The 24236-nt window shown below is 71.8% G+C and carries 27 protein-coding genes; 12 read left to right on the forward strand and 15 right to left on the reverse strand.

The annotated features are described in order from the left end of the window. The first annotated feature begins 44 nt into the window (after positions 1 to 44). The gene (locus ACWD4B_RS04465; RefSeq protein ID WP_336414660.1) at positions 45 to 686 is read left to right on the forward strand and encodes a bifunctional 4-hydroxy-2-oxoglutarate aldolase/2-dehydro-3-deoxy-phosphogluconate aldolase; all 642 of its coding nucleotides are present in this window, start codon (positions 45 to 47) and stop codon (positions 684 to 686) included. Positions 687 to 691: 5 nt separating this feature from the next. Continuing rightward, complete coding sequence (locus ACWD4B_RS04470; protein WP_451419349.1) at positions 692 to 1138, forward strand: hypothetical protein; 447 nt, start codon at positions 692 to 694, stop codon at positions 1136 to 1138. A 61-nt stretch (positions 1139 to 1199) separates the two neighbouring features. Here ACWD4B_RS04470 and ACWD4B_RS04475 read toward each other — a convergent pair whose 3' ends face one another. Genes ACWD4B_RS04475 through ACWD4B_RS04485 form a run of 3 tightly spaced genes read right to left on the reverse strand, consistent with a single transcriptional unit; the run spans position 1200 to position 3964 of the window. Next, positions 1200 to 2357, reverse strand: coding sequence for a bifunctional RNase H/acid phosphatase (locus ACWD4B_RS04475; protein ID WP_451419350.1), 1158 nt, complete (start codon positions 2355 to 2357; stop codon positions 1200 to 1202). Positions 2358 to 2364: 7 nt separating this feature from the next. Then, entirely contained in the window at positions 2365 to 3108 is a 744-nt protein-coding gene (locus ACWD4B_RS04480; RefSeq protein WP_451419437.1) for a zinc ribbon domain-containing protein, read from the reverse strand. A 10-nt stretch (positions 3109 to 3118) separates the two neighbouring features. Further along, positions 3119 to 3964 carry a Nif3-like dinuclear metal center hexameric protein gene (locus tag ACWD4B_RS04485; protein ID WP_451419351.1) on the reverse strand — a complete coding sequence of 282 codons (846 nt, stop codon included), beginning with the start codon at positions 3962 to 3964 and terminating at the stop codon, positions 3119 to 3121. A 467-nt stretch (positions 3965 to 4431) separates the two neighbouring features. On the opposite strand from ACWD4B_RS04485, the gene ACWD4B_RS04490 reads away from it, so the two are divergent. Beyond that, complete coding sequence (locus ACWD4B_RS04490) at positions 4432 to 5343, forward strand: hypothetical protein (protein ID WP_451419352.1); 912 nt, start codon at positions 4432 to 4434, stop codon at positions 5341 to 5343. Positions 5344 to 5593: 250 nt separating this feature from the next. After that, positions 5594 to 5764: a hypothetical protein gene (locus ACWD4B_RS04495; RefSeq protein WP_336414665.1), complete on the forward strand. Its 171-nt coding sequence runs from the start codon at positions 5594 to 5596 to the stop codon at positions 5762 to 5764. 34 nt (positions 5765 to 5798) lie between these two features. Here ACWD4B_RS04495 and ACWD4B_RS04500 read toward each other — a convergent pair whose 3' ends face one another. Genes ACWD4B_RS04500 through ACWD4B_RS04510 form a run of 3 tightly spaced genes read right to left on the reverse strand, consistent with a single transcriptional unit; the run spans position 5799 to position 8777 of the window. Next, on the reverse strand, positions 5799 to 6782 hold the full coding sequence (locus ACWD4B_RS04500; RefSeq protein ID WP_451419353.1) for a 3-oxoacyl-ACP reductase: 984 nt from the start codon (positions 6780 to 6782) through the stop codon (positions 5799 to 5801). A gap of 11 nt (positions 6783 to 6793) precedes the next feature. Then, positions 6794 to 7876, reverse strand: coding sequence for a Zn-dependent alcohol dehydrogenase (locus ACWD4B_RS04505; RefSeq protein WP_451419354.1), 1083 nt, complete (start codon positions 7874 to 7876; stop codon positions 6794 to 6796). 37 nt (positions 7877 to 7913) lie between these two features. Further along, complete coding sequence (locus ACWD4B_RS04510) at positions 7914 to 8777, reverse strand: MaoC/PaaZ C-terminal domain-containing protein (protein WP_451419355.1); 864 nt, start codon at positions 8775 to 8777, stop codon at positions 7914 to 7916. 196 nt (positions 8778 to 8973) lie between these two features. Between ACWD4B_RS04510 and ACWD4B_RS04515 the strand changes: the two genes are divergently transcribed. The 6 genes from ACWD4B_RS04515 to ACWD4B_RS04540 all read left to right on the forward strand — a co-directional run bounded on the left by ACWD4B_RS04515 (position 8974) and on the right by ACWD4B_RS04540 (position 14693). After that, a complete protein-coding gene (locus ACWD4B_RS04515) occupies positions 8974 to 10125 on the forward strand; it encodes a sensor histidine kinase (protein WP_451419356.1) in 1152 nt (383 codons plus the stop codon). Beyond that, positions 10122 to 10727 (forward strand): response regulator transcription factor, encoded by a 606-nt coding sequence (locus ACWD4B_RS04520; protein WP_451419357.1) that lies wholly within the window; start codon positions 10122 to 10124, stop codon positions 10725 to 10727. Before ACWD4B_RS04515 ends, ACWD4B_RS04520 begins: the two co-directional genes overlap by 4 nt. Positions 10728 to 10825: 98 nt before the next feature. Continuing rightward, positions 10826 to 11473 carry a class I SAM-dependent methyltransferase gene (locus tag ACWD4B_RS04525; RefSeq protein ID WP_451419358.1) on the forward strand — a complete coding sequence of 216 codons (648 nt, stop codon included), beginning with the start codon at positions 10826 to 10828 and terminating at the stop codon, positions 11471 to 11473. 122 nt (positions 11474 to 11595) lie between these two features. Continuing rightward, on the forward strand, positions 11596 to 12498 hold the full coding sequence (locus ACWD4B_RS04530; protein WP_451419438.1) for an N-acetylmuramoyl-L-alanine amidase: 903 nt from the start codon (positions 11596 to 11598) through the stop codon (positions 12496 to 12498). Positions 12499 to 12635: 137 nt separating this feature from the next. Then, complete coding sequence (locus tag ACWD4B_RS04535; protein WP_451419359.1) at positions 12636 to 13556, forward strand: hypothetical protein; 921 nt, start codon at positions 12636 to 12638, stop codon at positions 13554 to 13556. 120 nt (positions 13557 to 13676) lie between these two features. Then, positions 13677 to 14693: an LLM class F420-dependent oxidoreductase gene (locus ACWD4B_RS04540; protein ID WP_451419360.1), complete on the forward strand. Its 1017-nt coding sequence runs from the start codon at positions 13677 to 13679 to the stop codon at positions 14691 to 14693. A 264-nt stretch (positions 14694 to 14957) separates the two neighbouring features. Here ACWD4B_RS04540 and ACWD4B_RS04545 read toward each other — a convergent pair whose 3' ends face one another. Beyond that, a complete protein-coding gene (locus ACWD4B_RS04545; RefSeq protein WP_451419361.1) occupies positions 14958 to 15404 on the reverse strand; it encodes a DUF6083 domain-containing protein in 447 nt (148 codons plus the stop codon). A gap of 266 nt (positions 15405 to 15670) precedes the next feature. Here ACWD4B_RS04545 and ACWD4B_RS04550 point away from each other — a divergent pair, with 266 nt between their 5' ends. Next, entirely contained in the window at positions 15671 to 16018 is a 348-nt protein-coding gene (locus tag ACWD4B_RS04550; protein WP_451419362.1) for a hypothetical protein, read from the forward strand. Positions 16019 to 16030: 12 nt separating this feature from the next. Here the strand turns inward: ACWD4B_RS04550 and ACWD4B_RS04555 are convergent, their stop codons facing one another. From ACWD4B_RS04555 to ACWD4B_RS04565, 3 genes are read right to left on the reverse strand one after another with little or no spacing between them, the layout of a single operon-like run. Then, complete coding sequence (locus tag ACWD4B_RS04555; RefSeq protein WP_451419363.1) at positions 16031 to 16603, reverse strand: Uma2 family endonuclease; 573 nt, start codon at positions 16601 to 16603, stop codon at positions 16031 to 16033. Beyond that, positions 16604 to 17164: a class IV adenylate cyclase gene (locus tag ACWD4B_RS04560; RefSeq protein WP_451419364.1), complete on the reverse strand. Its 561-nt coding sequence runs from the start codon at positions 17162 to 17164 to the stop codon at positions 16604 to 16606. Positions 17165 to 17182: 18 nt separating this feature from the next. Next, entirely contained in the window at positions 17183 to 18034 is an 852-nt protein-coding gene (locus tag ACWD4B_RS04565) for a helix-turn-helix domain-containing protein (protein WP_451419365.1), read from the reverse strand. A gap of 1034 nt (positions 18035 to 19068) precedes the next feature. On the opposite strand from ACWD4B_RS04565, the gene ACWD4B_RS04570 reads away from it, so the two are divergent. Next, positions 19069 to 19374, forward strand: coding sequence for a hypothetical protein (locus ACWD4B_RS04570; protein ID WP_451419439.1), 306 nt, complete (start codon positions 19069 to 19071; stop codon positions 19372 to 19374). Between the two features lie 61 nt (positions 19375 to 19435). Here the strand turns inward: ACWD4B_RS04570 and ACWD4B_RS04575 are convergent, their stop codons facing one another. From ACWD4B_RS04575 to ACWD4B_RS04595, 5 genes are all read right to left on the reverse strand, one after another. After that, on the reverse strand, positions 19436 to 20227 hold the full coding sequence (locus ACWD4B_RS04575) for a maleylpyruvate isomerase N-terminal domain-containing protein (protein ID WP_451419366.1): 792 nt from the start codon (positions 20225 to 20227) through the stop codon (positions 19436 to 19438). 52 nt (positions 20228 to 20279) lie between these two features. After that, complete coding sequence (locus ACWD4B_RS04580) at positions 20280 to 20840, reverse strand: hypothetical protein (protein WP_451419367.1); 561 nt, start codon at positions 20838 to 20840, stop codon at positions 20280 to 20282. Positions 20841 to 20950: 110 nt separating this feature from the next. Then, a complete protein-coding gene (locus ACWD4B_RS04585; protein WP_451419368.1) occupies positions 20951 to 22018 on the reverse strand; it encodes a prenyltransferase in 1068 nt (355 codons plus the stop codon). After that, the gene (locus ACWD4B_RS04590; RefSeq protein ID WP_390777823.1) at positions 22015 to 22749 is read right to left on the reverse strand and encodes a class I SAM-dependent methyltransferase; all 735 of its coding nucleotides are present in this window, start codon (positions 22747 to 22749) and stop codon (positions 22015 to 22017) included. Before ACWD4B_RS04590 ends, ACWD4B_RS04585 begins: the two co-directional genes overlap by 4 nt. A gap of 58 nt (positions 22750 to 22807) precedes the next feature. After that, a complete protein-coding gene (locus ACWD4B_RS04595; RefSeq protein WP_451419369.1) occupies positions 22808 to 24130 on the reverse strand; it encodes a glycosyltransferase family 4 protein in 1323 nt (440 codons plus the stop codon). Between the last annotated feature and the right edge of the window lie 106 nt (positions 24131 to 24236).

A 24236-nucleotide genomic window follows, 5' to 3' on the forward strand; every position in this document is an offset into this window, starting at 1 on the left:
ACCCTGTGCAACGGCCGTTGCGACGGGTGAGACCCGGCGGCAGGATGACCGCCGTGACCGTACTCGACCTGGCCCCCGTGCTCCCCGTCGTGGTGATCGACGACGTGTCCAGGGCCGTGCCGCTGGCGCGGGCCCTGGTCGCGGGCGGGCTGCCGGCGATCGAGGTGACGCTGCGCACGCATGCCGCCCTGACGGCGATCCGGGCCGTCGCGGAGGAGGTCCCCGAGGCGGTGGTCGGCGCGGGGACCGTGCTGCGGCCCGCCCAGGCGGAGGCCGCGGTGCAGGCCGGCGCCCGCTTCCTGGTCAGCCCCGGGTGGACGGAGCGGCTGCTGGACGCCATGCGGGCCTCGGGGGTGCCGTTCCTGCCGGGGGTCTCCACGGCGTCGGAGGTACTGGCGCTGCTGGAGCGCGGCGTGCGGGAGATGAAGTTCTTCCCGGCGGAGGCGGCGGGCGGGGCACCGTATCTGAAGTCCCTGGCCGCGCCCCTGCCGACCGCCCGGTTCTGCCCCACGGGCGGCATCGGGCCCGGTGCCGCCCGCGACTACCTGGCCCTGCCCAACGTGGGCTGCGTGGGCGGTACGTGGATGGCGCCCCCGGAGGCGGTGCGCTCGGGCGACTGGGGGCGCGTCACGGAACTCGCGCGGGAAGCCGCACAGTTGCGGCGACCCGGCGCGGTAGCCTGCTGACCGCCATGAACGATTTCGTTGACGAAGCGCGTTCGCGGGTCGCCCACCTGCTGCGGATGGCCAATACGACGGACGACCGCGTCCGGGCGCGGATCATCGAGTACGCCGACTCCACCCCCGAACCCCCGGTCATGAGCCGGGCCGGGATCGCCACCACCGGCTGCCCCCAGTGCCGGCGGACGGCGTGGCGGCAGCAGGACGCGGAGGGGCCGGTGTGGGTGTGCGCGTCGTGCGGGCACGTGGAGGGGATCACCGTGCGGTGTCCGCAGTGCGACGTGGCGATGGACCCGCCGGCCGTCGGGACTCCCGACCGCTGGCAGTGCCCGTCCTGCCCCAGGGTCGCGGCAACCGGCGAGAGTGCAGGGGAAATCGAGCAGCGGGAGGCGCAGCGCCTACGGGCGATTGCGCTGCTGGACAAGGTACTTGCGGCAAGAGCCCGCCGCGCCCCGTAGGGGGGCGCCCCGAAGGGGCGCGGGGAACTGCGCGACCAGCCACAAACGACCCGCACCCGACCTACCGCAGATGCCCCGTATCGTTCAGCAACCGCAAACTCGCATTGCCGTCCGCGTAATACGCCACCGCACTCAGCGACGCCGCCGACAGCTCCATGCGGAACAGCGACTCGGGCGGCGCGCCCAGCGCAAGCCGCACCAGTGTCTTCACCGGCGTCACGTGCGACACCAGCAGCACCGTGCGCCCCGCGTACTGCTCCAGCAGCCGGTCCCGGGCCTGGGACACCCGTCGCGCCACCGCGGCGAAGCTCTCGCCGCCGCCCGTGGGTGCCGCCTTCGTGGAGGCGAGCCAGGCGTCCAGGTCCGCGGGGTGACGCTCGCGCACCTCGGCGAAGGTCAGCCCCTCCCAGGCGCCGAAGTCCGTTTCGCGCAGGCCCTCTTCGGCCCGGACCTCCAGGCCGAGCCGGGCCGCCACCGTGGCGGCCGTCTCGCGGCAGCGGCGCAGCGGTGAGGTGACGACGGCCTGGATGGTGCCCCGGGCCGCGAGCGCGGCGGCCACCGCGTCCGCCTGGCGGCGGCCGGCGGGCGACAGTTCGGGGTCGCTGCCGCCGCTCCCCGAGAACCGTTTCTGCGGGGTCAGCGCCGTCTCGCCGTGCCGCAGCAGGACGAACGTCGTCGGCGCCCCGAGGTCGGCGGGCGCGGCCCACCCCACGGGCGCGGCCTTGGGCTGCCCGGCAACGGCAGCGGCAGCGGCAGCCGCAGCCGCAACAGGCTCGGGAGCAGCGGCCCCCGGCTCCCACTGCTCGCCCCGCTTGCCGGCGTCCATGGCCTCGTTGGCCAGCCGGTCCGCGTGCTTGTTCCGCTCGCGCGGGATCCACTCGTAAGTGACCTGGTCCGGCGGGAAGACGGTCTGTGCCCGGGCGGCGAGCGGCCGCATGTCCGGGTGCTTGATCTTCCAGCGGCCGGACATCTGCTCGACGACGAGCTTGGAGTCCATCCGGACCGCGATCTCGGCGTCCGGGTCGATGGCCCGGGCCGCCTCCAGCCCGGCGATCAGGCCGCGGTACTCGGCGACGTTGTTGGTCGCCGTGCCGATGTACTCGGCGGCCTCCGCGAGAGCCTCGCCCGTCGCCGCGTCCAGGACGACGGCGCCGTAGCCGGCGGGACCCGGGTTGCCCCGGGAGCCGCCGTCCGCTTCGACGATGAAGCGATGGGCCACCGCGGGCCTACAGGCCCGACTCGGGCGTACGGACCAGGATCCGGCGGCAGTTCTCGCACCGCACGACCTCGTCGGCGGCCGCGGCCCGGACCTCGTTGACCTCGGTGATGTTGAGCTCCAGCTGGCAGCCCTCGCAGCGGCGCTGGTACAGGCGGGCCGCACCGATGCCGCCCTGCTGGACGCGGAGCTTGTCGTAGAGCTTCAGGAGCGCGTCGGGGATGGTGCCGGCGACGAGCTCGCGCTCCTTGGTCACGGTGGCGACCTCGGCGTCGATGGCCGCGGTGGCGGCGTCGCGGCGCGCGGCGGCGTCGTTGACCTTGGCCTGAACGGACTCGACGCGGCCGGTCAGCTCCTTGACCCGCTCCTGGGCGGCCTCGCGGCGCTCCATGACCTCGAGGACGACGTCCTCCAGGTCGCCCTGGCGCTTGGCGAGGGAGGCCACCTCGTGCTGGAGGTTCTCCAGGTCCTTGGGGGACATCCCGGCGCCGGAGTCCAGGCGCTGCTGGTCGCGGGCGGCGCGCTGGCGGACCTGGTCGACGTCCTGCTCGGCCTTGGCCTGCTCGCGGGCGGTGTCGCTCTCCTGGGTCTGCGCGGCGACGAGGAGGTCGCGGTGCTGGGCGAGGTCGCCCTCGAGCGCCTGGATCTCGGCGTGCTCGGGCAGGCTCTTGCGCTTGTGGGCCAGCTGGTTGAGGCGGGTGTCCAGGGCCTGGAGATCGAGGAGGCGGATCTGGTCGGCGGGCGCGGCGTTCAGTTGGGGGCTCCTAGGAGTGATGAGAAACGGTGGCGGACGCCGCGTGGGCGGTCCAGGGGTCGGTGACCGTCCGCGAGACGTGGGTGCGCAGGCCCCAGCCGTGGCGGTCGGAGATCTCGTCGAGCTGGGCGGCGGCCTGCTCGGTCCAGGGCCACTCGGTGGCCCAGTGCGCGGCGTCGACGAGGGCGAGCGGACTGTGCTGTTGCGCCTCGGACGCGGGGTGGTGGCGCAGGTCGGCGGTGACGTAGGCGTCGACGCCGGCGGCACGCACCTCGGTGAAGAGGGAGTCGCCGGAGCCGCCGCAGACGGCGACCGTACGGATGGTGCGTGCGGGGTCCCCGGCGACGCGGATGCCCTGGGCGGTGGCGGGCAGCCGCTTGGCGGCGCGCGCGGCGAAGTCGGCCAGGCTCATCGGCGGGTCGAGCTCGCAGATGCGGCCGAGGCCGCGGCGGCCCGCGGGGTCCGTCGGGTCGGGCACGAGCGGCCCGGTGACGCGCAGGTCGAGGGCGCCGGCGAGGGCGTCGGAGACGCCGGGGTCGGCGCGGTCGGCGTTGGTGTGCGCGACGTGCAGGGCGATGTCGTGCTTGATGAGCGTGTGCACGGCACGGCCCTTGAACGTGGAGGCCGCGACCGTCGTCGTCCCGCGCAGGTAGAGCGGGTGGTGGGTGACGAGCAGGTCGGCGCCGAGCTGTACCGCCTCGTCGACGACCTCCTGGACGGGGTCGACGGCGAAGAGCACGCGGCCGACAGGGGCATCGGGCTCGCCGCAGACGGTGCCGACGGCGTCCCACTGCTCGGCCCGCTCCGGGGGCCAGAGAGCGTCGAGGGCGGCGATGACTTCAGACAGTGCGGGCACGGAGGAAAGGCTACCTGTCCCCCGGCCCGGGCTTCACTGCCCGGACACAAGGCTTTGCGGCGTCGTGGCGGCGGGGAGGGCGGCGGGTCAAGGGGGCTCGTCCGGCCAATGAGGTGTGCCTCCCCTCACCAACCCCCCGGAGACAGAGCACACCTGCTTCTCGTCCCTCAGGCGAACCGGACAAGAGCCACCCTTACGCGTGAAGCACCCCCGCCCGGAGGGTTCGGATCGCGGGCCGAAAACTACGTTCTGTGCCGGAGGTGACGTTTCTCATGACGGTCTGTGCCCCACAGAGCAGTCCTCAGAGCGCTCCGGCCGGCATTCCACCGGGTGCCCGGACGGACGGACGACATACGCCATTCACGGTCACAGCGGACGGATCGTACGCGGCGTGGCTGGCCCTCGGGCGGGGGACGGATGGCTGGTTTCCGGAGCGCTGGACGCTCGACGGCCCCGAGCCGTACACGGTGCCGCTGCCCGGCAAGCAGCCGGAGGAGCCCGACAGCCAGGTCCTGCCGCTCAGCGACGGCCGCGTGCTCATCCGCCGCCGGGTCGCCGAGCGGTTCGCGCTCGCGCTGCTCTACCCCGCCGGGCCCGGCACCGGCGAGCTGCCGCTGGGGGCCATCGAGTGCCCGCAGCTGACGCTACTGCCGCCCGCTCCGGACGGCACATCCGCCTACGCCCTGGTGCACGGCGCCGAGTCGACCACGCTGTGGCAGGTGCACGGCAGCACCTCCTGCCCCGACCTGCTGGCCACGGTGCCCGGCCGCTGCGAGGGCGGCGCCTGGCTCGACCGCTCGGGCCGGCTGCTGGCACTGGACCGCGAGCTGGAGGGAGTGACCAAGACCGTCGTCGTCGACCTGGGGCGCGGCGGCGAGACGAGTCCGCTGCTGCAGATCACGGAGCAGAGCAACGACCGGCTGCTGCTGGCCGAGCCGGACAGCGGGCTGCTCGTCGTACGGTCCGACGCACCCGGTACGGACCGGCTGGGCTGGGGCGTCCTCGGCTCGGCACGGCCGGTGCGGTTCCCCGAGTGCCTGGTGCCCGACGGCGTCTCGCTGCGGCCGATCGCGGCGCAGCCGGGGCAGGGGCTCTCGCCGGAGGGGTGTGCGGTCGCCTTCGCCGTCCATCGTGACGGGGCGGCCGGGCTCGGGGTGTGGCGGCCGGTGACGAAACGGTTGCGGCAATTGGCCGCGCCGGAGGGGTGGTTGACGGGGGCGGGGCTGTGGACGGCGGACGGGGGGCTGCGGTTGCCGTTCGTGACGGCGGCCGTGCCGTGCGGGTTGGCGCACGTGGCGTGCGCCGAGGAGGAGGCGGAGGCGTTAACGCCTCCGCGGCCGGTGCCGTTGCGGCTGGCGCCGCAGGCCAGGGCGCGGTAAGCGCGGGGGCCGCTGTGTGACGGGTGCGGGTCGTCCGTGGCTTGTCGCGCCCACGCGGCGGAGCCGCATGATGTAACAGCCCCGCGCCCCTTACGGGGCGCCCCAACACGCCACTGCCCCGATTGACTCCGGTGATCAAGGCCCCGTTAAACTCGGGCGGGGGCTGCGCCGACGTATGGTCACGCGCGGAAAGCGAAGCTGTCCCCCACGCGCACAGCCCGCATCCACATCCGACGGAGTGACTTCCCACATGCCCGATGTCCGTACCGACACGACCGAGGCGCGCCCCGGGGCGTCCGCCCAGGCCGCAGCCGCCGGCACCGGCAGGCACCGCGGTCCGCAGGCGTCCTCGGACGACGACCGCGCCCCCGCCCACGGCAAGCACCGCCGCAACGCCGAAACGGAACAGGCGGCGGCCTGAGCGCAGCGCCACCGCATCCGACCGGCCGCCGGGCTCATCCGGCGGCCGGTCGGCCTTTGTGCAGTCCCAGCACCTCGACCGCCGCGAACGTCTCGTGCGGCGGCCGCCCCGCGTAGTACGGACCGAGCACGGACTCCAGCTCCGCGACGCTGAACGCCCCGTCCTCCGCGTCGAACTGCGCGGCCACCCGGGGCCGTTCGACCACGGCCACCATCCCGCCGTGCACGACGAAGACCTGACCGCTCACCTGCGCCGCGCCCGGCGAGGCGAGGTAGGCCACGAGCGGAGCGACGTGCTCCGGCGCCAGCGGATCCAATGCGCCGTCCTCCCCCGTCTTCCCCGGCTCTCCGGTCCCGGCGAAGACGTCCGCGGTCATCCGGGTCCGGGCCCGCGGGCAGATGACGTTCGCCGTGACCCCGTACTTGCGCAGCGCCTCGGCCGTCGACGTCGTCAGCCCGACGATCCCGCCCTTGGCGGCCGCATAGTTGGGCTGCCCGGCCGAGCCGGCGAGGAACGCCTCCGAGGAGGTGTTGACGATCCGCCCGTAGACCGGGCGGCCGGTGGCCTTGGCCCGTTCCCGCCAGTGCGCGGCGGCGAAGCGCGTGGTGGTGAAGTGCCCTTTCAGATGGACGCGGATGACCGCGTCCCACTCCTCCTCGGACATCGAGAAGACCATTCGGTCGCGCAGGATGCCCGCGTTGTTCACGAGGATGTCGAGCGAGCCGCCGAAGCTGTCGAGGGCGAGCCGCACGAGGTCGCGGGCCTGCTCGAAGTCGGCGACGTCGCCGAGGTGGGCCACGGCCCGCCCGCCCGCCACGCGGATCTCCTCGGCGACGGACTCGGCGGGCCCGGCGGACGCCGCGCCGGTGCCGTTGTGGCTCTCCTGCCCGTAGTCGTTGACGACCACGGCGGCGCCGAGCCGGGCCAGCTCCAGCGCCTCGGCCCGGCCGAGGCCGCGCCCGGCGCCGGTGACGATCGCGGTCCGGCCCTGCAGCGGCCGGGGGTTGACGGGCTTCATGGCGGCCCCCTTCACAACTCGATGCAGGTGCGCAGCGCCTGCCCCGTCCGCATCTGCTCGACGGCGTCGTTGACGCCCGCGAGCGGGACGCGGTGGGTGATCAGACCCGCGAGGTCGATGCGGCCCGCCCGCCAGAGGGCGATGGCCCGTTCGTAGGAGCGCAGCACGTCCCCGCCGCCGTACAGCGAGGGCAGGATCCGCTTCTCGTCGAAGAACAGCTCGAACATGTTGATCTGCAGGTTGTCGTCCATCGCCCCCGCCCCGACCACGCACAGCGTGCCGCCGCGGCGGGTCGTCTCGTAGGCGGTGCGGGCGGTGGCGGAGGAGCCGACGACCTCGAAGACGTAGTCGAAACCCTCGCCGCCGGTGACCCGGGCCTTGGCACCGGGCAGTTCGTCGGGAACGACGGCCTCCGTGGCGCCGAACCGCAGCGCGGCCTCGCGGCGGGAGGCGACCGGGTCGACGGCGACGATCTGTGCGGCACCCGAGAGCCGCGCGCCCTGCACCGTGGAGATGCCGACGCCGCCGCAGCCGATCACGGCGACCGACGAACCGGCCGCCACCTGCGCGGTGTTGAGGGCGGCGCCGAGCCCGGTGGTGACGCCGCAGCCGATCAGGGCGGCGATGTCGTAGGGCACGTCGTCGGGGACGGGCACGGCGCACCCGGCGTCGACGACGGCCTCCTCGGCGAAGGTGCCGGTGCCGGCGAAGCCGAAGACCTCGCTCCGGGGGGCGGCGCGGCGGAAGTTGGGGGTCGCGGAGTTCATGAAGCCGGCGAGGCACAGGTGGCCCTGGCCGCGCCGGCAGGCCCTGCAGTCCCCGCACGGCGGCAGCCAGCAGACCAGGACCCGGTCACCGGGCTTGACGGAGGTGACGCCCTCGCCCGCCTCCAGCACGTCGCCCGCGCCCTCGTGCCCGGGGACGAAGGGGGCGGGCTGCGGCAGGACGCCGGACATGGCGGAGAGGTCGGAGTGGCACAGCCCGGCGGCCCGGATGCTCACCCGGACCTTGCCGGGGCCGAACCCCACGGCCTCGACGTCGTCGAGGACTTCGAGCTTGTCCCGGCCTGTCTCGAGCTGAACGGCGGCACGCATGACGGTGCTCCCTTCGCAGCAGTACGGGCGGTACGGCTCAGGTGTGCTCGACGAACGTGTCGGTGAGGACGGACGCGTCCGCACGCTCCACGGCACCGGCCGTCACCCGGATACGGCCGTCTCCCTCGCGCCACATGCGGATCCGCAGCGTCTCGCCGGGGTAGGCCACGCCCGCGAAGCGGGTGGCGTACGTGCGTACACGCGTGACGTCGCCGCCGAGCGCGGTGTCCACGACGGCCTTGAGGACGATGCCGTACGAGCACAGGCCGTGCAGGATGGGGCGTTCGAAGCCGGCGAGCCGGGCGAACTCCGGGTCGGCGTGCAGCGGGTTCCAGTCGCCGGAGAGCCGGTAGAGGAGGGCCTGGTCCTCGCGGATACCGCGCTTCACGGTGAAGTCGGGCGTCCTGGCGGGCGGTTCGCGGCGCTCGGCCTGCGGCCCGCGATCGCCGCCGAAGCCGCCTTCGCCCTTGACGTAGATGGAGGCCTCGGAGGTCCACAGCGGCCCGTCGGCGTCGGCGGCGTCCGTGCGCAGGACGATGACGGCGGCCTTGCCCTTGTCGTACACGGCGGCGACGCGCGAGGTCTGGGTGACGTCCGTGCCGCGGACCGGGATGGGCCGGTGGAGCGCGACGCTCTGCCCGCCGTGCAGCACGGCGGCGAGGTCGACGTCGATGCCGGGCGCGGAGAGCCCGCCCGCGAGGGCCATGCCGCCGCCCGCGACGGTGGCGAAGGAGGGGAGCACGTGCAGCCGGCTCTCCAGGGTGTAGCGGAGTTCGCCGGGGTCGGTGGCGGGGGTGCCGGCGCCGATGCCGAGGTGGTAGAGCTGGACGTCCTTGTGGTCCCAGGCGAGGGGAACCGCCTGCGGCGGGGCGGAGACGGCCTTGACGGGGTCGATGGGCATGGCGGAGGTGCCCTTCAGGTCGTGCCCCGTAAGGGGCGCGGGGAACTGCGCGATCAACCACGAACGACCCGCAGTGTAGAACGCGTTCTAAACAGGCGGAAGCCTGCCGGCACCCGGCTTTGGGACAAATGTCACCGGCACCTCGTCGACATTCACATCTGCCCAGCTCAGCACACCTTTTCGTACAGTCTCCGGTATGAGCAGCGGAGCAATGAAGGCGATCGAGCGGATGAACGCGCCGACGTGGCGCACGTTCACCCCCTGGCTCCTGGCCCTCACCGGGGACGTCATCGACATCTTCCGGGGCAGGATGCCCCTGCCGTGGCTGGCCGGCGCGGGCGTGGTGGCCTTCGTCGCCTGCTACGTCACCGCGATCGTCACCAGTCTCGACGAGCGCCGGCGCGAGACCCGCACCCCGTTCGCCGCCCTGGCCGGGCTGGTCGTCGTCAACTACGCGCTGACCATCGGCTACGGCGGCGACTGGATGCTGTGCTTCCCGCTGCTCTCCCTGGCCATGGGCGTCGTCCTGCGCCTCAAGGGCCCCTGGCTCGGCGGCGCGTTGGCGGCGACCGGGCTCTCGGTCTGGGCGATCACCACGTTCCAGGACCACCCGCAGAACACGCTGGCCATCGCCTGGGGCACGTCGCTGTCCGGCGTCGTGGCGGCCACGCTGCTGAACTTCTTCGAGACCGTCACCCGGCTCAAGGCCACGCAGGAGGAGCTGGCCCACGCGGCCGTGGAGCGCGAACGGCTGCGGTTCTCGCGGGACTTGCACGACCTGCTCGGCCACACCATGTCCGTCATCGTCGTCAAGGCCGAGGCGGTGCGCCGCCTCGCGCCCCGCAACCTGGAGGCGGCGCTCGGCCAGGCCGCGGACATCGAGGCGGTCGGCCGGCAGGCCCTCACCGAGATCCGCGAGGCGGTCACCGGCTACCGCGAGGGCAGCCTGGCGACCGAACTCGACCGCGCCCGCTCCTGCCTGGACGCCTCCGGCATCACGACGGACATCCGCCAGTCGGGCCCGCCGCTGCCGCCGCAGACCGCGGCCCTGCTGGGGTGGGTGGTGCGCGAGGGCGTCACCAACGTCATCCGGCACAGCGGCGCGGCCCGCTGCGCGATCGAGGTCCGGGGCGAACCCGGCCGCGTCCACCTGGAGATCACGGACGACGGCCGCGGCGTAGGCTCGGACCAGGGCGCCGGCAGTACCGGTGGTACGGGCCTGAAGGGCCTGACCGAGCGCCTGGCCGCCGCCGGCGGCTCCCTGACCACCGGCCCCCACAGCAAGCGCGGCTTCCGGCTCGTGGCCGAACTGCCCGTGGACGACGAGGAAGAGGGACGCGCGGCATGATCAAGGTACTGCTGGCGGAGGACCAGGGCATGATGAGAGGAGCGCTGGCGCTGCTGCTCGGCCTGGAGGAGGACATCGAGGTCGTGGCCCAGGTGGGCAACGGCGACGAGATCCTTCCCGCGGCCCTCGACGCCCGCCCCGACGTCGCCCTGCTCGACATCGAACTCCCCGGCCGCAGCGGCCTGGACGCCGCCGCCGATCTGCGCACGCGGCTCCCCGGGTGCCGCGTCCTGATACTCACCACCTTCGGCCGCCCCGGCTACCTCCGCCGCGCGATGGAGGCGGGCGCCTCCGGCTTCCTGGTCAAGGACGGCCCCGTGGAGGACCTCGCGGCGGCGATCCGCCGTGCCCTGGCCGGCGAGCGCGTCATCGACCCGGCCCTCGCGGCAGCCGCCCTGAGCGCCGGCCCGAACCCGCTCACCCAGCGCGAACGCGACGTCCTGGCCGCGGCGGTGGACGGTGCGACGGTGGCCGACATCGCGGCGAAGGTGCACCTCTCGCCGGCGACGGTGCGGAACTACCTGTCGGCGGCGATCGGCAAGACGCAGACCCGCAACCGCATGGAGGCGGTGCGGGCGGCCCGCCAGAACGGGTGGCTGTGAGCCCCGTAAGGGGCGCGGGGAACTGCGCGACCAGCCACGAACAGCCCGCACTTAAAGTGTCACGAGCCACACCCACCCGCGCAAAGGACGCAACCACCATGCCGCCCAAGCCCGACATACTCGCCGCCTTCGAGGCAGCAAAGGGTTTCATGCCCGTCGACGAGGGCCTCGCCCTCTACGCCGCCGCCGAGCAGGCCGCAGGCCTCGGGCTGCCGCTGCTCGAAGTCGGCACCTACTGCGGGCGGTCCACCATCCTGCTCGCCGCCGCCGCGCGCGAGGCGGGGACGACGGCCGTGACCGTCGACCACCACCGCGGCAGCGAGGAGCAGCAGCCGGGGTGGGAGTACCACGACGCCTCCCTCGTCGACGGTGGCGACGAGGGCGTGGGCCTGATGGACACGCTCCCGACGTTCCGCCGCACCCTGCACCGGGCCGGGCTGGAGGAGCACGTCGTCGCGATGGTCGGGCGGTCGCCCCGGGTGGCCGCGCTCTGGCGGGCGCCGCTGGGGCTGGTGTTCATCGACGGCGGGCACACCGACGAGCACGCCACCGCCGATTACGAGGGGTGGGCCCCGCACGTGGCGCCGGGCGGGCTGCTCGTCGTCCACGACGTCTTCCCCGACCCCGCGGACGGCGGGCAGGCACCGTACCGCGTGTATCTCCGGGCCCTGGAGTCCGGGGCGTTCACCGAGATCTCGGTGACGCACTCGCTTCGCGTTCTGCAGCGCTCGGGCACCGGGATCTGAACCTGTGCGCCCCGTAAGGGGCGTAAGGGGCGCGGGGAACTGCGCGACCAGCCTCAACGGACCTGCAGCCGCAGTACCGCGCTCCCGGCGGAGCGCCTAGCATCGCGGGGGTGTCGAGTCGTATGCGCCGCCCCGCTGTCGTGTTCCCGGCCCTGACCGTGACCCTGCTGTCCCTCGGCCTCGCGGGCTGCTCGGACAGCCCGGCCAAGGCCGGTCCCGGCTCCGCGGCGCCCTCCGTTCCGACGGGCGGCGCCTCGGTCGCGTCCAGGCCCAAGCCGTCGGAACGGCAGGAGCCGTCGTCCGCCGCCCCGTCCCCGACGACCGCGTCGGCGGCGACACCCGCCGCCGACGGGCCCCTCAAGGGCAGGACCGTCGTCATCGACCCCGGCCACAACATCCACAACCAGGATCACCCCGCGGAGATCGACCGCCAGGTCGACGTCGGCAACGGGCACAAGGAGTGCGACACCACCGGCACCTCCACCAACTCCGGTTACGCGGAAGCCACCTTCAGCCTCGACGTCGCCCACCGCCTCCGCACGATCCTCCAGGGCCGCGGGGCCACCGTCGTCCTCACCCACGACGGCGACCGGCCGTACGGGCCGTGCGTGACCGAGCGCGCCGAGATCGGCAACAAGGCGCACGGCGACGCGGCCGTCTCGATCCACGCCGACGGCGCCGCGGCCGGCGACCGCGGTTTCCATGTGATCCTGCCCGCAGCCGTCCACGCCGGGAGCGTCGACAACTCGGCCATCGTGGCGCCCTCCAAGGAGCTGGGCGCACGGATTGCGGGCAATTTCGTCCGGGCGACCGGAAGCGCGCCCTCCAACTACATCGGCGGCGGTACGGGACTGGATACGCGCAGTGACCTCGGCGGTCTCAACCTGTCCACCATTCCGAAGGTTTTTATCGAATGCGGCAATATGCGCGACTCGCAGGATGCCGCTCTGCTCACCGACGGATCATGGCGCGAGAAAGCGGCGCAAGGGATCGCGGACGGCATCACGGACTTTCTGCACGGGTAAGAGCAGCAGGCCACAGGCGTGTCACGAGGGTGATACGAACCGGGCGCCCCGGGCGACCGGGCGATAGGTTCACCCGTACGATGGGGGGCCGCCACCCCCGAGCGACGATTACTGACAGCACTGACAAAGGATTTTAGGTGAACATCCGCTCCCTCACTCGAGGTGACGGCGGGGTGATCGGAGCAGCGGTGTTGCTGTTCATCGCCTCGTTTCTCAGCTTCTACTCGTTCGACTGTGGATCGGCCACGATCGGCTGCCCCAGCGAGCCGAACGGCTGGAAGCCCGATTACTTCCCTGCGCTGCCGTCGATCTTCCTCGCCGGAATCATCGCCGCTGCTCTCATCGTCGCCTCCCGTTTCCAGCCCGAGGGCCGCAAGCTCGTGGGCCTGAGCCTGGACCAGTGGGGCAGCGCGCTGGCCGTGTTCGCCGCGTGGTCCTCGCTGTGGACGATCTTCGGCGGGCCGTCCAGCGACCGCATCTCCCCCGGAACCGGCCAGATCCTGGCGCTGATCGCCAACCTGGTGCTGGCGGCGATCGCCCTGCTCACCCCGCGTACCCCGGCCCTGAAGGCCCCGCTGATGCCGGCCCCGTCCGCGCCGCAGCCGGTGCCGGGCCCGTACGGCATGGCCCCGCAGCAGGGTTACGGCTACCCGGGTCCGGGTGCCGTGCAGCAGCAGCCCGGCGCGGGTGCGCCGTCCCCGTACGGTGCGCAGCCCCAGCAGCCGTACGGTGCGGCGCAGTCCGGTGAGACGCGGGTCCAGCCGCCGATCGGCGGGCACGACGCGGCGGCCCCGGCCGCCGAGGGCATGGGTGCCGGTGCCGCCGCCGCGGCTCCGCAGCCGGCGGCTGCCGCGCCCGCGGACTTCGCCCCGTTCTGGTTCGCGGTGCCGGTGAACCGTCCCCTCTACGCGGAGGACGGCTCGCCCACGCCGATCGCCGAGCTGGCGCCCGGTACCTGGTACCTGGCGGTCGACCAGCGCGGCCAGGCGCTCGTGGCGCAGACGCAGGACGGCCGGCGCGGCGTCCTGCAGGACACGACGGGCATCCAGCGCGGCTGACCGTTCCTCCACCTCTCCAGGGCAGCGGCCCGCCGGCTCCGGCCGGCGGGCCGCTGTCTTGTCCCGGGCCGCCTGCCTGACGTACCGTCAGTTCCCTGCCGCCGCCCGGGAGGAGCTCCCATGCGACTCGGCCTCGCGCTCGGCTACTGGGGCCGCCGCCCCGACCCCCGCCACCTCGAACTCGCCCGCCACGCCGAGCAGCTCGGCTACCACTCCGTGTGGACCGCCGAGTCCTGGGGCTCCGACGCCTTCACCCCGCTGACCTGGATCGCGGCCCGGACGCGCCACATCCGGCTGGGCACCGCGGTGGCCCAGATGGCGGCCCGCACCCCCACGGCCACGGCCATGCACGCCCTCACCCTCGACCACCTGTCCGGCGGGCGCCTGCTGCTCGGCCTGGGCCTGTCGGGCCCGCAGGTGGTGGAGGGCTGGTACGGACGCCCGTTCCCCGCAAGCCCGTTGACGGCGACGCGGGAGTACGTGGACGTCGTCCGCCAAGTCCTGCTCCGCCAGGGCCCGGTGGTCCTGAACGGCCGCTTCCACCGGCACCCGTACCAGGGCCCGGACGGCACGGGCCTCGGCAAGCCGCTCCGCTCGATCACCCACCCCCTGCGGCGCGGCCTCCCGCCGGTGCTGCTGGGGGCGGAGGGCCCGAAGAACGTCGCACAGACGACCCGCATCGCGGACGGCTGGCTCCCGCTGTACTGGTCCCCGACACGGGCCGACGCTCTGTACGGGGACGCCCTGGCGACCGCGCCCGCGGGGTTCATGGTGGCGCCGATGGTACGGGCGCAGGTGTGCGCGGACGTGGCCGAGGGCCTGCTGCCGGTCAAGGCGATGCTGGCGTTCTACGTGGGCGGCATGGGACACGCGAGCCGCAACTTCCATGCGGAGCTGATGGCCCGCATGGGCTTCGAGGAAGCGGCCCACCGGGTACGGGAGTTGTTCGCGGAGGGCCGCCGGGCGGAGGCGGTGACGGCCGTACCGGATGCCTTCGCGGACGAGATCTCCCTGGTGGGCCCACGGGAACGGATCGCGGAACGCCTGGAGTCCTGGCGCCGGGGCCCGGTGACGGACCTGCTGGTGGTGGCACCGGACCGGGGGACGTTGCGGGTGCTGGCGGAGGTGAACGGGTAGAGCCTGTCCGGCGGATCTTCGCTCATCGGTGCGGTGCGCCCCGTCAGGGGCGCGGGGAACTGCGCGCCCAGCCGCCGACGGCCTGCAGCCGAGTGTCTCCAGGGTCCGGGGCGGAGCCCCGAGAACCTCGGCTGCGGGCGCGTCGTGGCTGGTCGCGCAGTTCCCCGCGCCCCTGACGGGGCGCTGCGGTACCGGGACGACGGCACGGACGCGGATGTGCGCGGATGCCGGTGGCGACGGGCACAGTCATGCTGCCGACGCTGGTCAGGCGCCGGGAGCAGCGGCCCGGCGATTCATTTCCCAGATTTCGAGAATCTCTGTGCCCACATGTACCGGTGAGTCCGCACGACCACAGACTGCGTCATGAGGGATGTGACATTCGGAGTCCGCACAGGCCCAGTTGACGGCGCGCTCCTCGGAGTCGACGGTCCAGCGGAGTTCTACGGGCACGAGGTTGACATGCAGAAGGACGGGCTCAAGGAAGATCCACCATCCGTACCAGGTCTCGAACCGATCCTGCCGCAGGCCGCATGTGGAACAGACCGGCGGATCATCCGGCCAAGGAGCCGTGGCCCCTTCGCGTATCGCCCGCGTAAAGTACAAGGAGCGCCGGACTCCGGTCCAGCACTCCGAGCAGAGCGGCCCGCAGCCTCGCTTTCGCTCCGTGACCTCTGCGCCCTGCGTGCGGCATACGCAGCAACAACCCCCCATGCTCGAAGGTTGCGCGTGCAGACGACCCGTGAACAGGGCCTTTGCCGGACGTCCGCCGAGACACTGCGGCTGCGGAAGGGGCAGGGAACGCCAAACGGGGCGCCAGCAGCCTCGCCCGTCGGCAGAGGTGACGGCTGGGCCGACGGCCTTGACGGCCACGGCTTGCCCGGGACCGTTGACCGGCAACGACCTTTACACCGTGCCTGGTTGGCCCCTCAATAAGCAATGGCGAACAGTACGCGACCGGATCGGCAAGGAGGCCGGCCATGAAAGCACGCAGACGCACCGCCGCAGTGCTGACCACGCTGACGCTCGCCGCGGCCGCTGCCCTCACGAGCACCTTCGCAAGCGCGGCGGCTCCGGCGTCGGACCTGTGCCCCGAAGGGAACCTCTGCCTCTATTACAGTGGGATCGGCATCCCCGAACCCTTGCCGATCCCGCAGTGCGAAGGCAGGACCTTCGACCCGCCCTTCCCGGCAAGGGCGGTGGAGAACAACACCCACACACTCGCACAGCTCGGGTTCACCACGGGCTCCTTCCTGGTACTGATGCCGGGCCGGCTCGTCGACTTCTCACCGGAGATGCAGATCTCGTCGGTGAAGCAGGCCTGTTAGGGCGTGCGCACCTCAGTGGGTGAGTCGCACGAGGTCGATGTCAATATCGAACGGCACAGAGGTTTCGATCCGTTCACGGTGGATGCCGGTGGCGACGTAGGCCTGGGTCGTCTCGTCCAGCTCGTAGGAGTGGACGACGGGAAGACCGTGCTCTTCCTCAACGCGCCAGAAATGAGGGATGCCCGCTCGGGCGTACTTGAACGGCTTGGTCTCCCGGTCGCGCTCCTGCGATTCGTCGGACACGACCTCGACGACGAGCGCGACTTCTTCCGGCAGGAAGCACGTCCGGTCGGGGTCGTAGGGGACGCTCGCGGCGATGACGTCCGGCCCGGGGCGGCTTTTCACGCTCAACCGGACGGTCATCTGCGCCTCGACGGTGTGCTCCTGCGGCGTCTGGTCCTCCAGGGCGGAGGCGAGGCGATGGGTGACACGACCGTGCCAGGATCGCTGCGGGCACGACCTGAAGACCAAGGCACCGTCGATGAGTTCCGCATGGCGGGGAAGACCGGGGACGGTGTCGAGGTCGTCGGCTTCCCAACCGCTGTCGCGCGGCGGGCGGAGCCACTCGGGGAGTGCGGCGGTCAACTATGGCCTTCCGCGCTTGGCCGCGACAGCGTCTGAGTACAGCTCGGTCGTCACGTCGTGGCCGGCAAAGCCCAGGTCCGCGAGAACAGCTCGCACGTCATCGAGCGCGGGGCTCAGCCCGTCCTCCTTCGCCATGGTCTCCACCTCGAGGAACGTACCGTCGAGCTCCGGCACCCGGACCAGGGTGGCGAGCATATGGCGGCCGTACGCCTCGAACTCATAATTGCGGCAGTGCTTTTCGAACGCGATCGAGACCACGTACCCGAGGCCACGGAGCATGGCATCGACCGCTTCCGGGGCATCTACGCGAGTCTCATGCTCGGGCTTCGACCCTGATGCGTCGTCGACGCGCGCTTCCTTGTAGGTGAGGATCGAGCGAATGCCATCGGGCCCCTCGACCGTACGGAGGCGCAGCTCCCGGTCCTCTGCGGCGAGGGTTCCATCACCAGTGTCGTAGTACGTGTCCTGGTAGACCTCGACACGGCCAACGGCTCGTTGTCCGAGGCGGTCCAAGGCGTTCTCCGGGTTCTGCACGCGAACCTTCAACTCCGCTTCGATCACCAGCTGACCTCTTTCCGCTCAGGCGGTGCAGACCGCCTCGACCGCGATGGATTCGAGCATGCGTCGAAAGCCCCGGTACAGCGGACCCTGCGACGTCTCCACCAGCCTGTACGTCGCCGATTCATGACCTTCCCACCCGGCATCGAAGGCAGATACGAACATGGTGGTGTCGAGGCGGATGATGCGCCATGTCGGGAGCATCCGGTACCGATAGAGCTCGAGTTCGCATGTCTCCGCAAGCTCACGCAACCGTGACTCCGCCAAGTGCACGCCACTGGACAAGGATTCCGGAGATTCTCCGATTTCGGCCGCTCGTTGCGCGATGGCAGGTGCGTCAGGGGCAAGCAGAAACACTCTCACCTTCTTCCGAATGCCCTCCGGACGGCTGAGCAGTCCCCGCAGCAGCGAGTCGTTGAGACCCAGCAGGCCGAGGCCACGCACAGCCAGGACGTCCAGCTCTGATGCGGTCTGTGCTTCCCTCCGAATGTCCTGCGCAGCTGCAGCCTGGGACGGGTAGACCCGGACAACCTCGGGAAACGCGTCGAGTTCGAACGTCACACCGGCCGGATGCGGCCGCCTGGCGGAGGCCAGACCCAGCAGGTGACGCGCCGCGTCCGGCATGTCGAGTCCGTCCGCGATCCGCTCGTACACGTCGAGCCGGGACACCTCACGCCGTCCGTTGATGACCTCGTTCACCCGGGGCTGTGCCATGCCGGTGGCCGTGCCGATGCGCGCCTGGCTCGCCCCGGTGCACTGCTGTACCTGTCTGAGCACGGCCCCGATGTCGCGCGATCGCAGCGCCTGTCGCATGTCTGCTCTCTGCCAAGCCCACTCGGGCAGTTCGATCGGCACCAGTGCCACCGATGTCACTCGGCCCCACCTTTCCCACAGCGGGATGACAAGTCATCTCACGGTGAGATTACCGTCGGGGTATCGAGCACGTGCGGCGAATCACAAGATCCTGCACGCATGAGACCGATGACAACGGCAGCGTTGCCCGGAGCTTCCACGAACCCTGATACGAAGGCGTGGAAGGCAAAGTCGATCCGCTGGCTGTACAAGGCGGCGTCCGACCCGAAGCTCGTCATCGAGCTCTGGGCTGCCGGCAAGACCGCGCCACTCGTTACCGGGCGGCAGTGGGACCTGGCCCGGATCGACTTCACGTTGGCCACTGCGGCCATCACCCAGCTCAGGGCCGGAAAGCGACACATCGGCCCATACGTGATGGGTGGACTGGAACGATCCACATGGTGGCTGGCTACCAGTTGGAGCCCGAATCCATCTGGCCAAGACACCAGGGCTCAGCGTCTACCCCTCTGGTGCCGAGCTGTTCGTACCACCGCCAGGCAGGTACCTCGGGGACCGCGTGTGGGTCGTCCCGGAACAGGACGACGGCAGGACGACACCCACCCTCACATCTCCCGAAGACCTTGGTGATGCGGTCAGGGCTGCCGTGCGGGAGATGGAGCGTAGGGCCAGGAACCAACCATGACCGCGTTGCTCGCAACTCGCGGGTAGAGAGCCAACGTTCAACGAGACCACAACGCGGGCCGGAACCGCCGTCCGGCCCGCTGCATGGGCGAACCGCGAATCTCTCAGCACGCAGAAAAGGTAGTGTACTTACCGGCCTTGCCTCGCTGGGAGTGCAACGACGCGACGTAGACCAAGCGCTTGGCTGTGCCAACGCCGCGATCGAGCTGGCCCACCAAACGGGGTCAGATTACGTGGCGCGCAAGTTGAACGGTCTGCGCGCCCAGCTGGAATCGCTGATGCCGGACAGTCGCGTCTCTGAACTCATCTTTCGCATCTCAACATTGAATGTCGCTGGATAACCCAGGAGAGGAATCACCGTGCACGAGGAGCAAGGTCGCGCATTCCGTGAGGCATGGATCGCCGGGGTCAAGATGCACTATCCGGGCGAGCCCAAGCCCGGATACGTCACCCCCTGGGAGGAGACTCCCGACTGGGAACGGCAGTCCGCCGCCGCCGTGTACGGGCAGGTAGCAGCGTTCGTCGACGTCAGCGCGGGCAACACGGCCAAGCTCACGCGCGAACAGAAGGGACGGTTCGTCGCGACGTGCTGGATCGCCCAGATCCACAAGCACATTGACGACCCGAAGCCCGGCTACGTCGCCGACTGGGACCAACTGCCCGCATGGCAGCGCGAGACCGATTCCGACATCTTCGAGGCCATCGAGCGCACGATGTGACGGCAGCCCCGGCCGGGCGCTGTGCTCGCCGCCCGGCGTAGGGGCAGCGAGCACACCAGGCTCAGAACCGCGCCTTCTCCAGCCAAAGATCCAGCACCCCGCGGTCCCCCGCGACCGTCACCGTGTCGAAGTCCACCGGCAGGCGGCGGTAGAGGACGCGGAGGACGTCCGCGACCGGGCCGCGGACCGCCACCGCCGCCTTCTCGTGGGCGTGGCGCCAGGCGATCCCGTCGCCCGTCAGGTCGAGGAACCACTCGCCCTCCGCCTCCGGCGGAGTGTCCGTGGTGTGCAGGTGGATCGTGCGGCCGGGGCCCAGGAGGTCCTTCAGTTCCGGGCGGATGCCCAGGGTCATGATCAGGGAGACCATCTCCAGCCACTCGTCCAGGCAGTCGGCCGCCAGCGCCGCATCCACCGTGTAGTCGGCGCCCGTCGTCGCCGCCGCGTCCGCCCGGTGGATCACCGTTTCGTGGGCAGCGCGACGGGCCCAGAACGCCGCGCTCCGGTCGATGCCGAAGGGCTGGATCCGGGCGTCCGGGCCCGCGTCGCGCAGGGTGCGCGCCAGTGTCCTGGCGCCGTCCGCCAGCCAGACGTCGAGGGCGTCCGCATCGGCGGGGTCCGGGCCGTCCGCGGGGGTGAGGGGGATCGCGTCGGCGAGAGGCTCGCGGGCCCGCTCGCGGGCGGCCTTCTCGATGTTGCGGTGGGCCGTGCCCAGGTGGAGCAGGAGGTCCGCCAGGGTCCAGTCGGGGCATGTGGGGACGGGCGCGGAGAGGTCCGCGCCCTGGAAGGCTGCCCTCAACAGGCCCGTCTGGGAGACGATCTCCGAACAGTAGCGTTCATACGGGAAAGCGCTCATGGGCTCCACTGTATGGGGCGCCTCTGACAACGCCCCTGCCCGGACCGGCCGTTCAGCCCTTCTGGACCTCCGAGTACGACGGGACCTTGTCCTTGACCTCGGCCCCCGCGCTCTTGCCCGCGTCCTTCACCCCGTTGATGACGTCGCCGAACGAGTTCACGTCGGCGTCCGACGCATCTCCCTTGCGGATCTTGGTGGAGAGGTTCTTGAGCGAGTCGATCCCCGCGGTGAGCGGTGCCAGGGCCTTCGTCAGCGTCGGGTCGCCCTTCGCGTTCTCCGTGGCGGCCTTCAGGCGGTTGTACGCGAACGTGCCGGCCAGGCCCGCCTTGACGAGGGCGACCGTGCGGCCGTCCGCGCCCTTCTTGAACGAGCCGCTCTTGAAGGGCTTGATGATCCACTGATAGGTGGCCCCGGCCGCGAGGCCCGCGTTGGCGACGAAGCGGGTCTTGGCGAACTTCTGCTTCTCCGCCGAGCTCGTCGGCGTCGCCTCTTCCCCGGCCTTCTCCTTCTTCTTGCCGCCGCAGGCCACCGCACCGCCGAACAGCAGGCAGCAGGCGAGCAGGGCGGCCAGGGCGGTGCGGGCGCGGCGGTTCACAGGTGCCACGGATGCCACGGGTGCCTCCGGCGGGGCTCGGGGACAGGGACGCGTCCCTCAGCCTTACCCACGCCGCGGGCCGCCGCCATCCGGAACGGGCCGTTCGGAGGAGGCATACGGGAGCACTCTCAGCAGCAGTCCGGCTCCAGGCCCGACGGCAGCCGCTCTCCCCCGAACACCGTCACCGTCGCCTCGTCCCCGCCCAGCGCCGCCACCGCCAGCAGCAGCGAACCGGCCGTCCACGACGTGCACTCCCGCGGCCAGATCGCCTCGTCGTCGAAGACGTAGCCCGTCCAGTACATGCCGTCCTCGGCCCGCAGGTGCTGGATCCACTGCAGGATCTGCACCGCGCGGTCGGACTCGCCCATCGCCCAGAGGGCCAGGGCGAGTTCGCAGCTCTCCCCGCCCGTCACCCACGGGTTCGGCACCACGCAGCGCACGCCCAGGCCGGGGACCACGAAGCGGTCCCAGCCCTCCTCGATGCGCTCCTTGGCAGCCGGGCCGGTGACCGCGCCGCCGAGCACCGGGTAGTACCAGTCCATGGAGTAGCGGTTCTTGTCCAGGAACCGCTCCGGGTGGTGCCGTATCGCGTGCGCGAGCAGGCCGGCCGCCAGCTCCCAGTCCGGCTGGGGCTCCTCGCGGTGCTCGGCGATGGCGAGCGCGCAGCGCAGGGCCTGGTGGACGGAGGAGGAGCCGGTGAGCAGGGCGTCGGTGACGGGCGTGCCGTCGTCCTCCCGCTTCCAGCCGATCTGCCCGCCGGGCTGCTGCAGTTGCAGCACGAACTCGACGGCGGCGTAGACGGTCGGCCACATGCGGTCGAGGAAGGCGTCGTCGCCGGTGGAGAGATAGTGGTGCCAGACGCCTACGGCGATGTATGCGACGAAGTTCGATTCGCGGCTGCGGTCGGTGGGTTCGTCGGCGTCGCCGTCGGCATAGGCCGCGTACCAGGAGCCGTCGGGGTTCTGGTGCCGGGCGAGCCAGGCGTACGCGGCCTCGGCGCGGGCGTGTTCGCCGGCGGCGTCCAGCGCCATGGCGGCCTCGACGTGGTCCCACGGGTCGAGGTGGTGACCGCGGAACCAGGGTATGGCGCCGTCGTCGCGCTGGGTCGCGGCGATGCCGGCCACCGTGCGGGTGGCCTGTTCCGCGGTGAGGACGCCGGGCAGGACCAGGCGTTCGGTGCGTCCGGGGCTGGTCATTCGGCGGCCTGCGCAGGGAGGTGCGGCTTCGTGGCGTAGGCGACGAAGCTCTTGCCGATGACCGGGTTGAGGGCCTGTTCGGCGAGCCGGGTGGCCAGCGGCTTCTTCATGATGTCCCAGACCAGCAGCTTGTGGTACGCGCGGACCGGCAACACCTTGTCGTTGTCCACGCCGAAGGCGCACTTGAGCCACCAGTAGGGGCTGTGCAGGCCGTGCGCGTGATGGGTGCCGTAGGGCTTGAGGCCGGCCTCCTCCATCTTGCGCAGCAGTTCGTCGGCCTTGTAGATGCGGATGTGCCCGCCCTCGACCTCGTGGTACGCGTCGCTGAGCGCCCAGCAGACCTTCTCCGGGCCGTAGCGGGGCACGGTGACGGCTATCCGGCCGCCGGGCTTGAGGACGCGGACCATCTCGGCGAGGACGCCCTTGTCGTCCGGGATGTGCTCCATGACCTCGGAGATGATGACGACGTCGAACGAGGCGTCGGGGAAGGGGAGCGCGAGGGCGTCGCCCTCCATGGCCGTGGCGGTGGCCCCGGCGGGGGCCTCGCCGGCCTCCTTCATGGCGGCGAACCACTTGGCGACCTCGCGGATCTCCTCGCTGCTGCGGTCGAGGGCGACGACGCGCGCTCCGCGCCGGTAGCACTCGAAGGCGTGGCGGCCCGCGCCGCAGCCCAGGTCGAGGACGCGGTCGCCCGCGGCGAGCGGGAAGCGGGAGAAATCGACGGTCAGCACGGGTCCTTGCCTTCTGGGCTTGCCGCCCGGGAGAGGGTTGCGGTTCGGGTCCAGCACCTCAACGGTTCGCCCTCAGGGCGGCACGGTACTGCTGCACCGTCCCCAACGCCGCCTGGCGCCACGTGAAGTGCGCCAGGACCCGCTCCCGCCCGGCGGAGCCGAGCCGGCGGCGCAGCTCCTCGTTGTCCAGCAGGCGGGCGAGGCCCGACGCCAGGGCGCCGGGGTCGCCCGGCGGGACGGCCAGGCACGTCTCGCCGTCGGGGCCCGCGACTTCGGGGATGGCCCCGCCCGTCGTGGCCAGCAGCGGCGTACCCGTGGCCATGGCCTCGGCGGCGGGCAGCGAGAAGCCCTCGTACAGCGAGGGCACACAGGCGACCTGCGCGGAGCGCACCAGGCCGACGAGTTCCGCGTCGCTGATGCCCTTGACGAACTCCACGGCCCCGTCGAGCCCGCAGCGCCGGATCGCCGTGGCGACCGGGCCCTTCTCGGGGCGCTTGCCGACCACGACCAGGTGGGCCTGCGGGTTGCGGGCCCGTACCACCGCGAGGGCCTCCACCAGGTGGACCAGGCCCTTGAGGGGGACGTCCGCGCTGGAGGTGGTGACGATGCGTCCGGGGACCTCCGGCACCGACGGGTCCGGCGAGAAGAGGTCGGTGTCCGTGCCGATGTGGACGACGTGGATCCGTTCCCGCCGCACGCCGAGGTGCTGCACGATCTCGTCGCGCGAGGAGCCGGAGACGGTCAGGACGGACGGCAGCCGCCGGGCGACCCGCTTCTGCATGCGCGTGAAGCCGTACCAACGGCGCACGGAGGCGCGCCGCTTCCAGTCCGGCGCGGCGGCGAGGTCGAGCTGCCGGTCGACGGTGATGGGGTGGTGGATCGTGGTGACGAGCGGGGCGCCCAGCAGGTCGGGGCCGCCGAGGAGGCCGTAGCCCAGGGTCTGGTTGTCGTGGACGACGTCGAAGTCGCCGCGCCGCGCGGCCAGATGGCGCCGGGCGCGCAGGCTGAAGGTGAGCGGCTCGGGGAAGCCGCCGGTCCACATGGTGGAGACCTCCAGCGCATCGATCCAGTCGCGGTACTCGTCGCGCGCGGGGGTGCGGAAGGGGTCGGGCTGCCGGTAGAGGTCGAGGCTGGGGAGTTCGGTGAGGCGCACGCCCTCCTCGGGGTCGAGGACGGGGTACGGCTGGGAGCCGATGACCTCCACCGTGTGGCCGAGGCGGGCGAGTTCGCGGGAGAGGTGGCGTACGTAGACGCCCTGGCCGCCGCAGAACGGGTTCCCCTTGTAGGTGAGCAGCGCGATGCGCAGCGGGCGGTCGTCACCGCCCCCGGCCGGGAGGTCGCCGCCCCGCGTGAACGCTGCCTCCGTGGCCTCAGCGGTCACTCCGGCCTCCTTGTCGCTGCTGTTCCGCCGGAGCGTAACCGGTCGCGCTAATCTAGAACAAGTTTCAGACTGAGTCGTCCGGAAGCCCTGAATCTACCGGCACGAC

This window comes from Streptomyces sp. NPDC002536 (assembly GCF_053594995.1).

Excerpts from the sequence above, each read along its gene's own strand:
- ACWD4B_RS04465 (WP_336414660.1), top strand. The coding sequence starts at position 45 with ATGACCGCCGTGACCGTACTCGACCTGGCCCCCGTGCTCCCCGTCGTG.
- ACWD4B_RS04470 (WP_451419349.1), top strand. The coding sequence starts at position 692 with ATGAACGATTTCGTTGACGAAGCGCGTTCGCGGGTCGCCCACCTGCTG.
- ACWD4B_RS04495 (WP_336414665.1), top strand. The coding sequence starts at position 5,594 with ATGCCCGATGTCCGTACCGACACGACCGAGGCGCGCCCCGGGGCGTCC.
- ACWD4B_RS04500 (WP_451419353.1), bottom strand. The coding sequence starts at position 6,782 with ATGAAGCCCGTCAACCCCCGGCCGCTGCAGGGCCGGACCGCGATCGTC.
- ACWD4B_RS04505 (WP_451419354.1), bottom strand. The coding sequence starts at position 7,876 with ATGCGTGCCGCCGTTCAGCTCGAGACAGGCCGGGACAAGCTCGAAGTC.
- ACWD4B_RS04510 (WP_451419355.1), bottom strand. The coding sequence starts at position 8,777 with ATGCCCATCGACCCCGTCAAGGCCGTCTCCGCCCCGCCGCAGGCGGTT.
- ACWD4B_RS04515 (WP_451419356.1), top strand. The coding sequence starts at position 8,974 with ATGAGCAGCGGAGCAATGAAGGCGATCGAGCGGATGAACGCGCCGACG.
- ACWD4B_RS04520 (WP_451419357.1), top strand. The coding sequence starts at position 10,122 with ATGATCAAGGTACTGCTGGCGGAGGACCAGGGCATGATGAGAGGAGCG.
- ACWD4B_RS04525 (WP_451419358.1), top strand. The coding sequence starts at position 10,826 with ATGCCGCCCAAGCCCGACATACTCGCCGCCTTCGAGGCAGCAAAGGGT.
- ACWD4B_RS04530 (WP_451419438.1), top strand. The coding sequence starts at position 11,596 with ATGCGCCGCCCCGCTGTCGTGTTCCCGGCCCTGACCGTGACCCTGCTG.
- ACWD4B_RS04540 (WP_451419360.1), top strand. The coding sequence starts at position 13,677 with ATGCGACTCGGCCTCGCGCTCGGCTACTGGGGCCGCCGCCCCGACCCC.
- ACWD4B_RS04545 (WP_451419361.1), bottom strand. The coding sequence starts at position 15,404 with ATGGGGGGTTGTTGCTGCGTATGCCGCACGCAGGGCGCAGAGGTCACG.
- ACWD4B_RS04550 (WP_451419362.1), top strand. The coding sequence starts at position 15,671 with ATGAAAGCACGCAGACGCACCGCCGCAGTGCTGACCACGCTGACGCTC.
- ACWD4B_RS04570 (WP_451419439.1), top strand. The coding sequence starts at position 19,069 with ATGCACTATCCGGGCGAGCCCAAGCCCGGATACGTCACCCCCTGGGAG.
- ACWD4B_RS04575 (WP_451419366.1), bottom strand. The coding sequence starts at position 20,227 with ATGAGCGCTTTCCCGTATGAACGCTACTGTTCGGAGATCGTCTCCCAG.
- ACWD4B_RS04585 (WP_451419368.1), bottom strand. The coding sequence starts at position 22,018 with ATGACCAGCCCCGGACGCACCGAACGCCTGGTCCTGCCCGGCGTCCTC.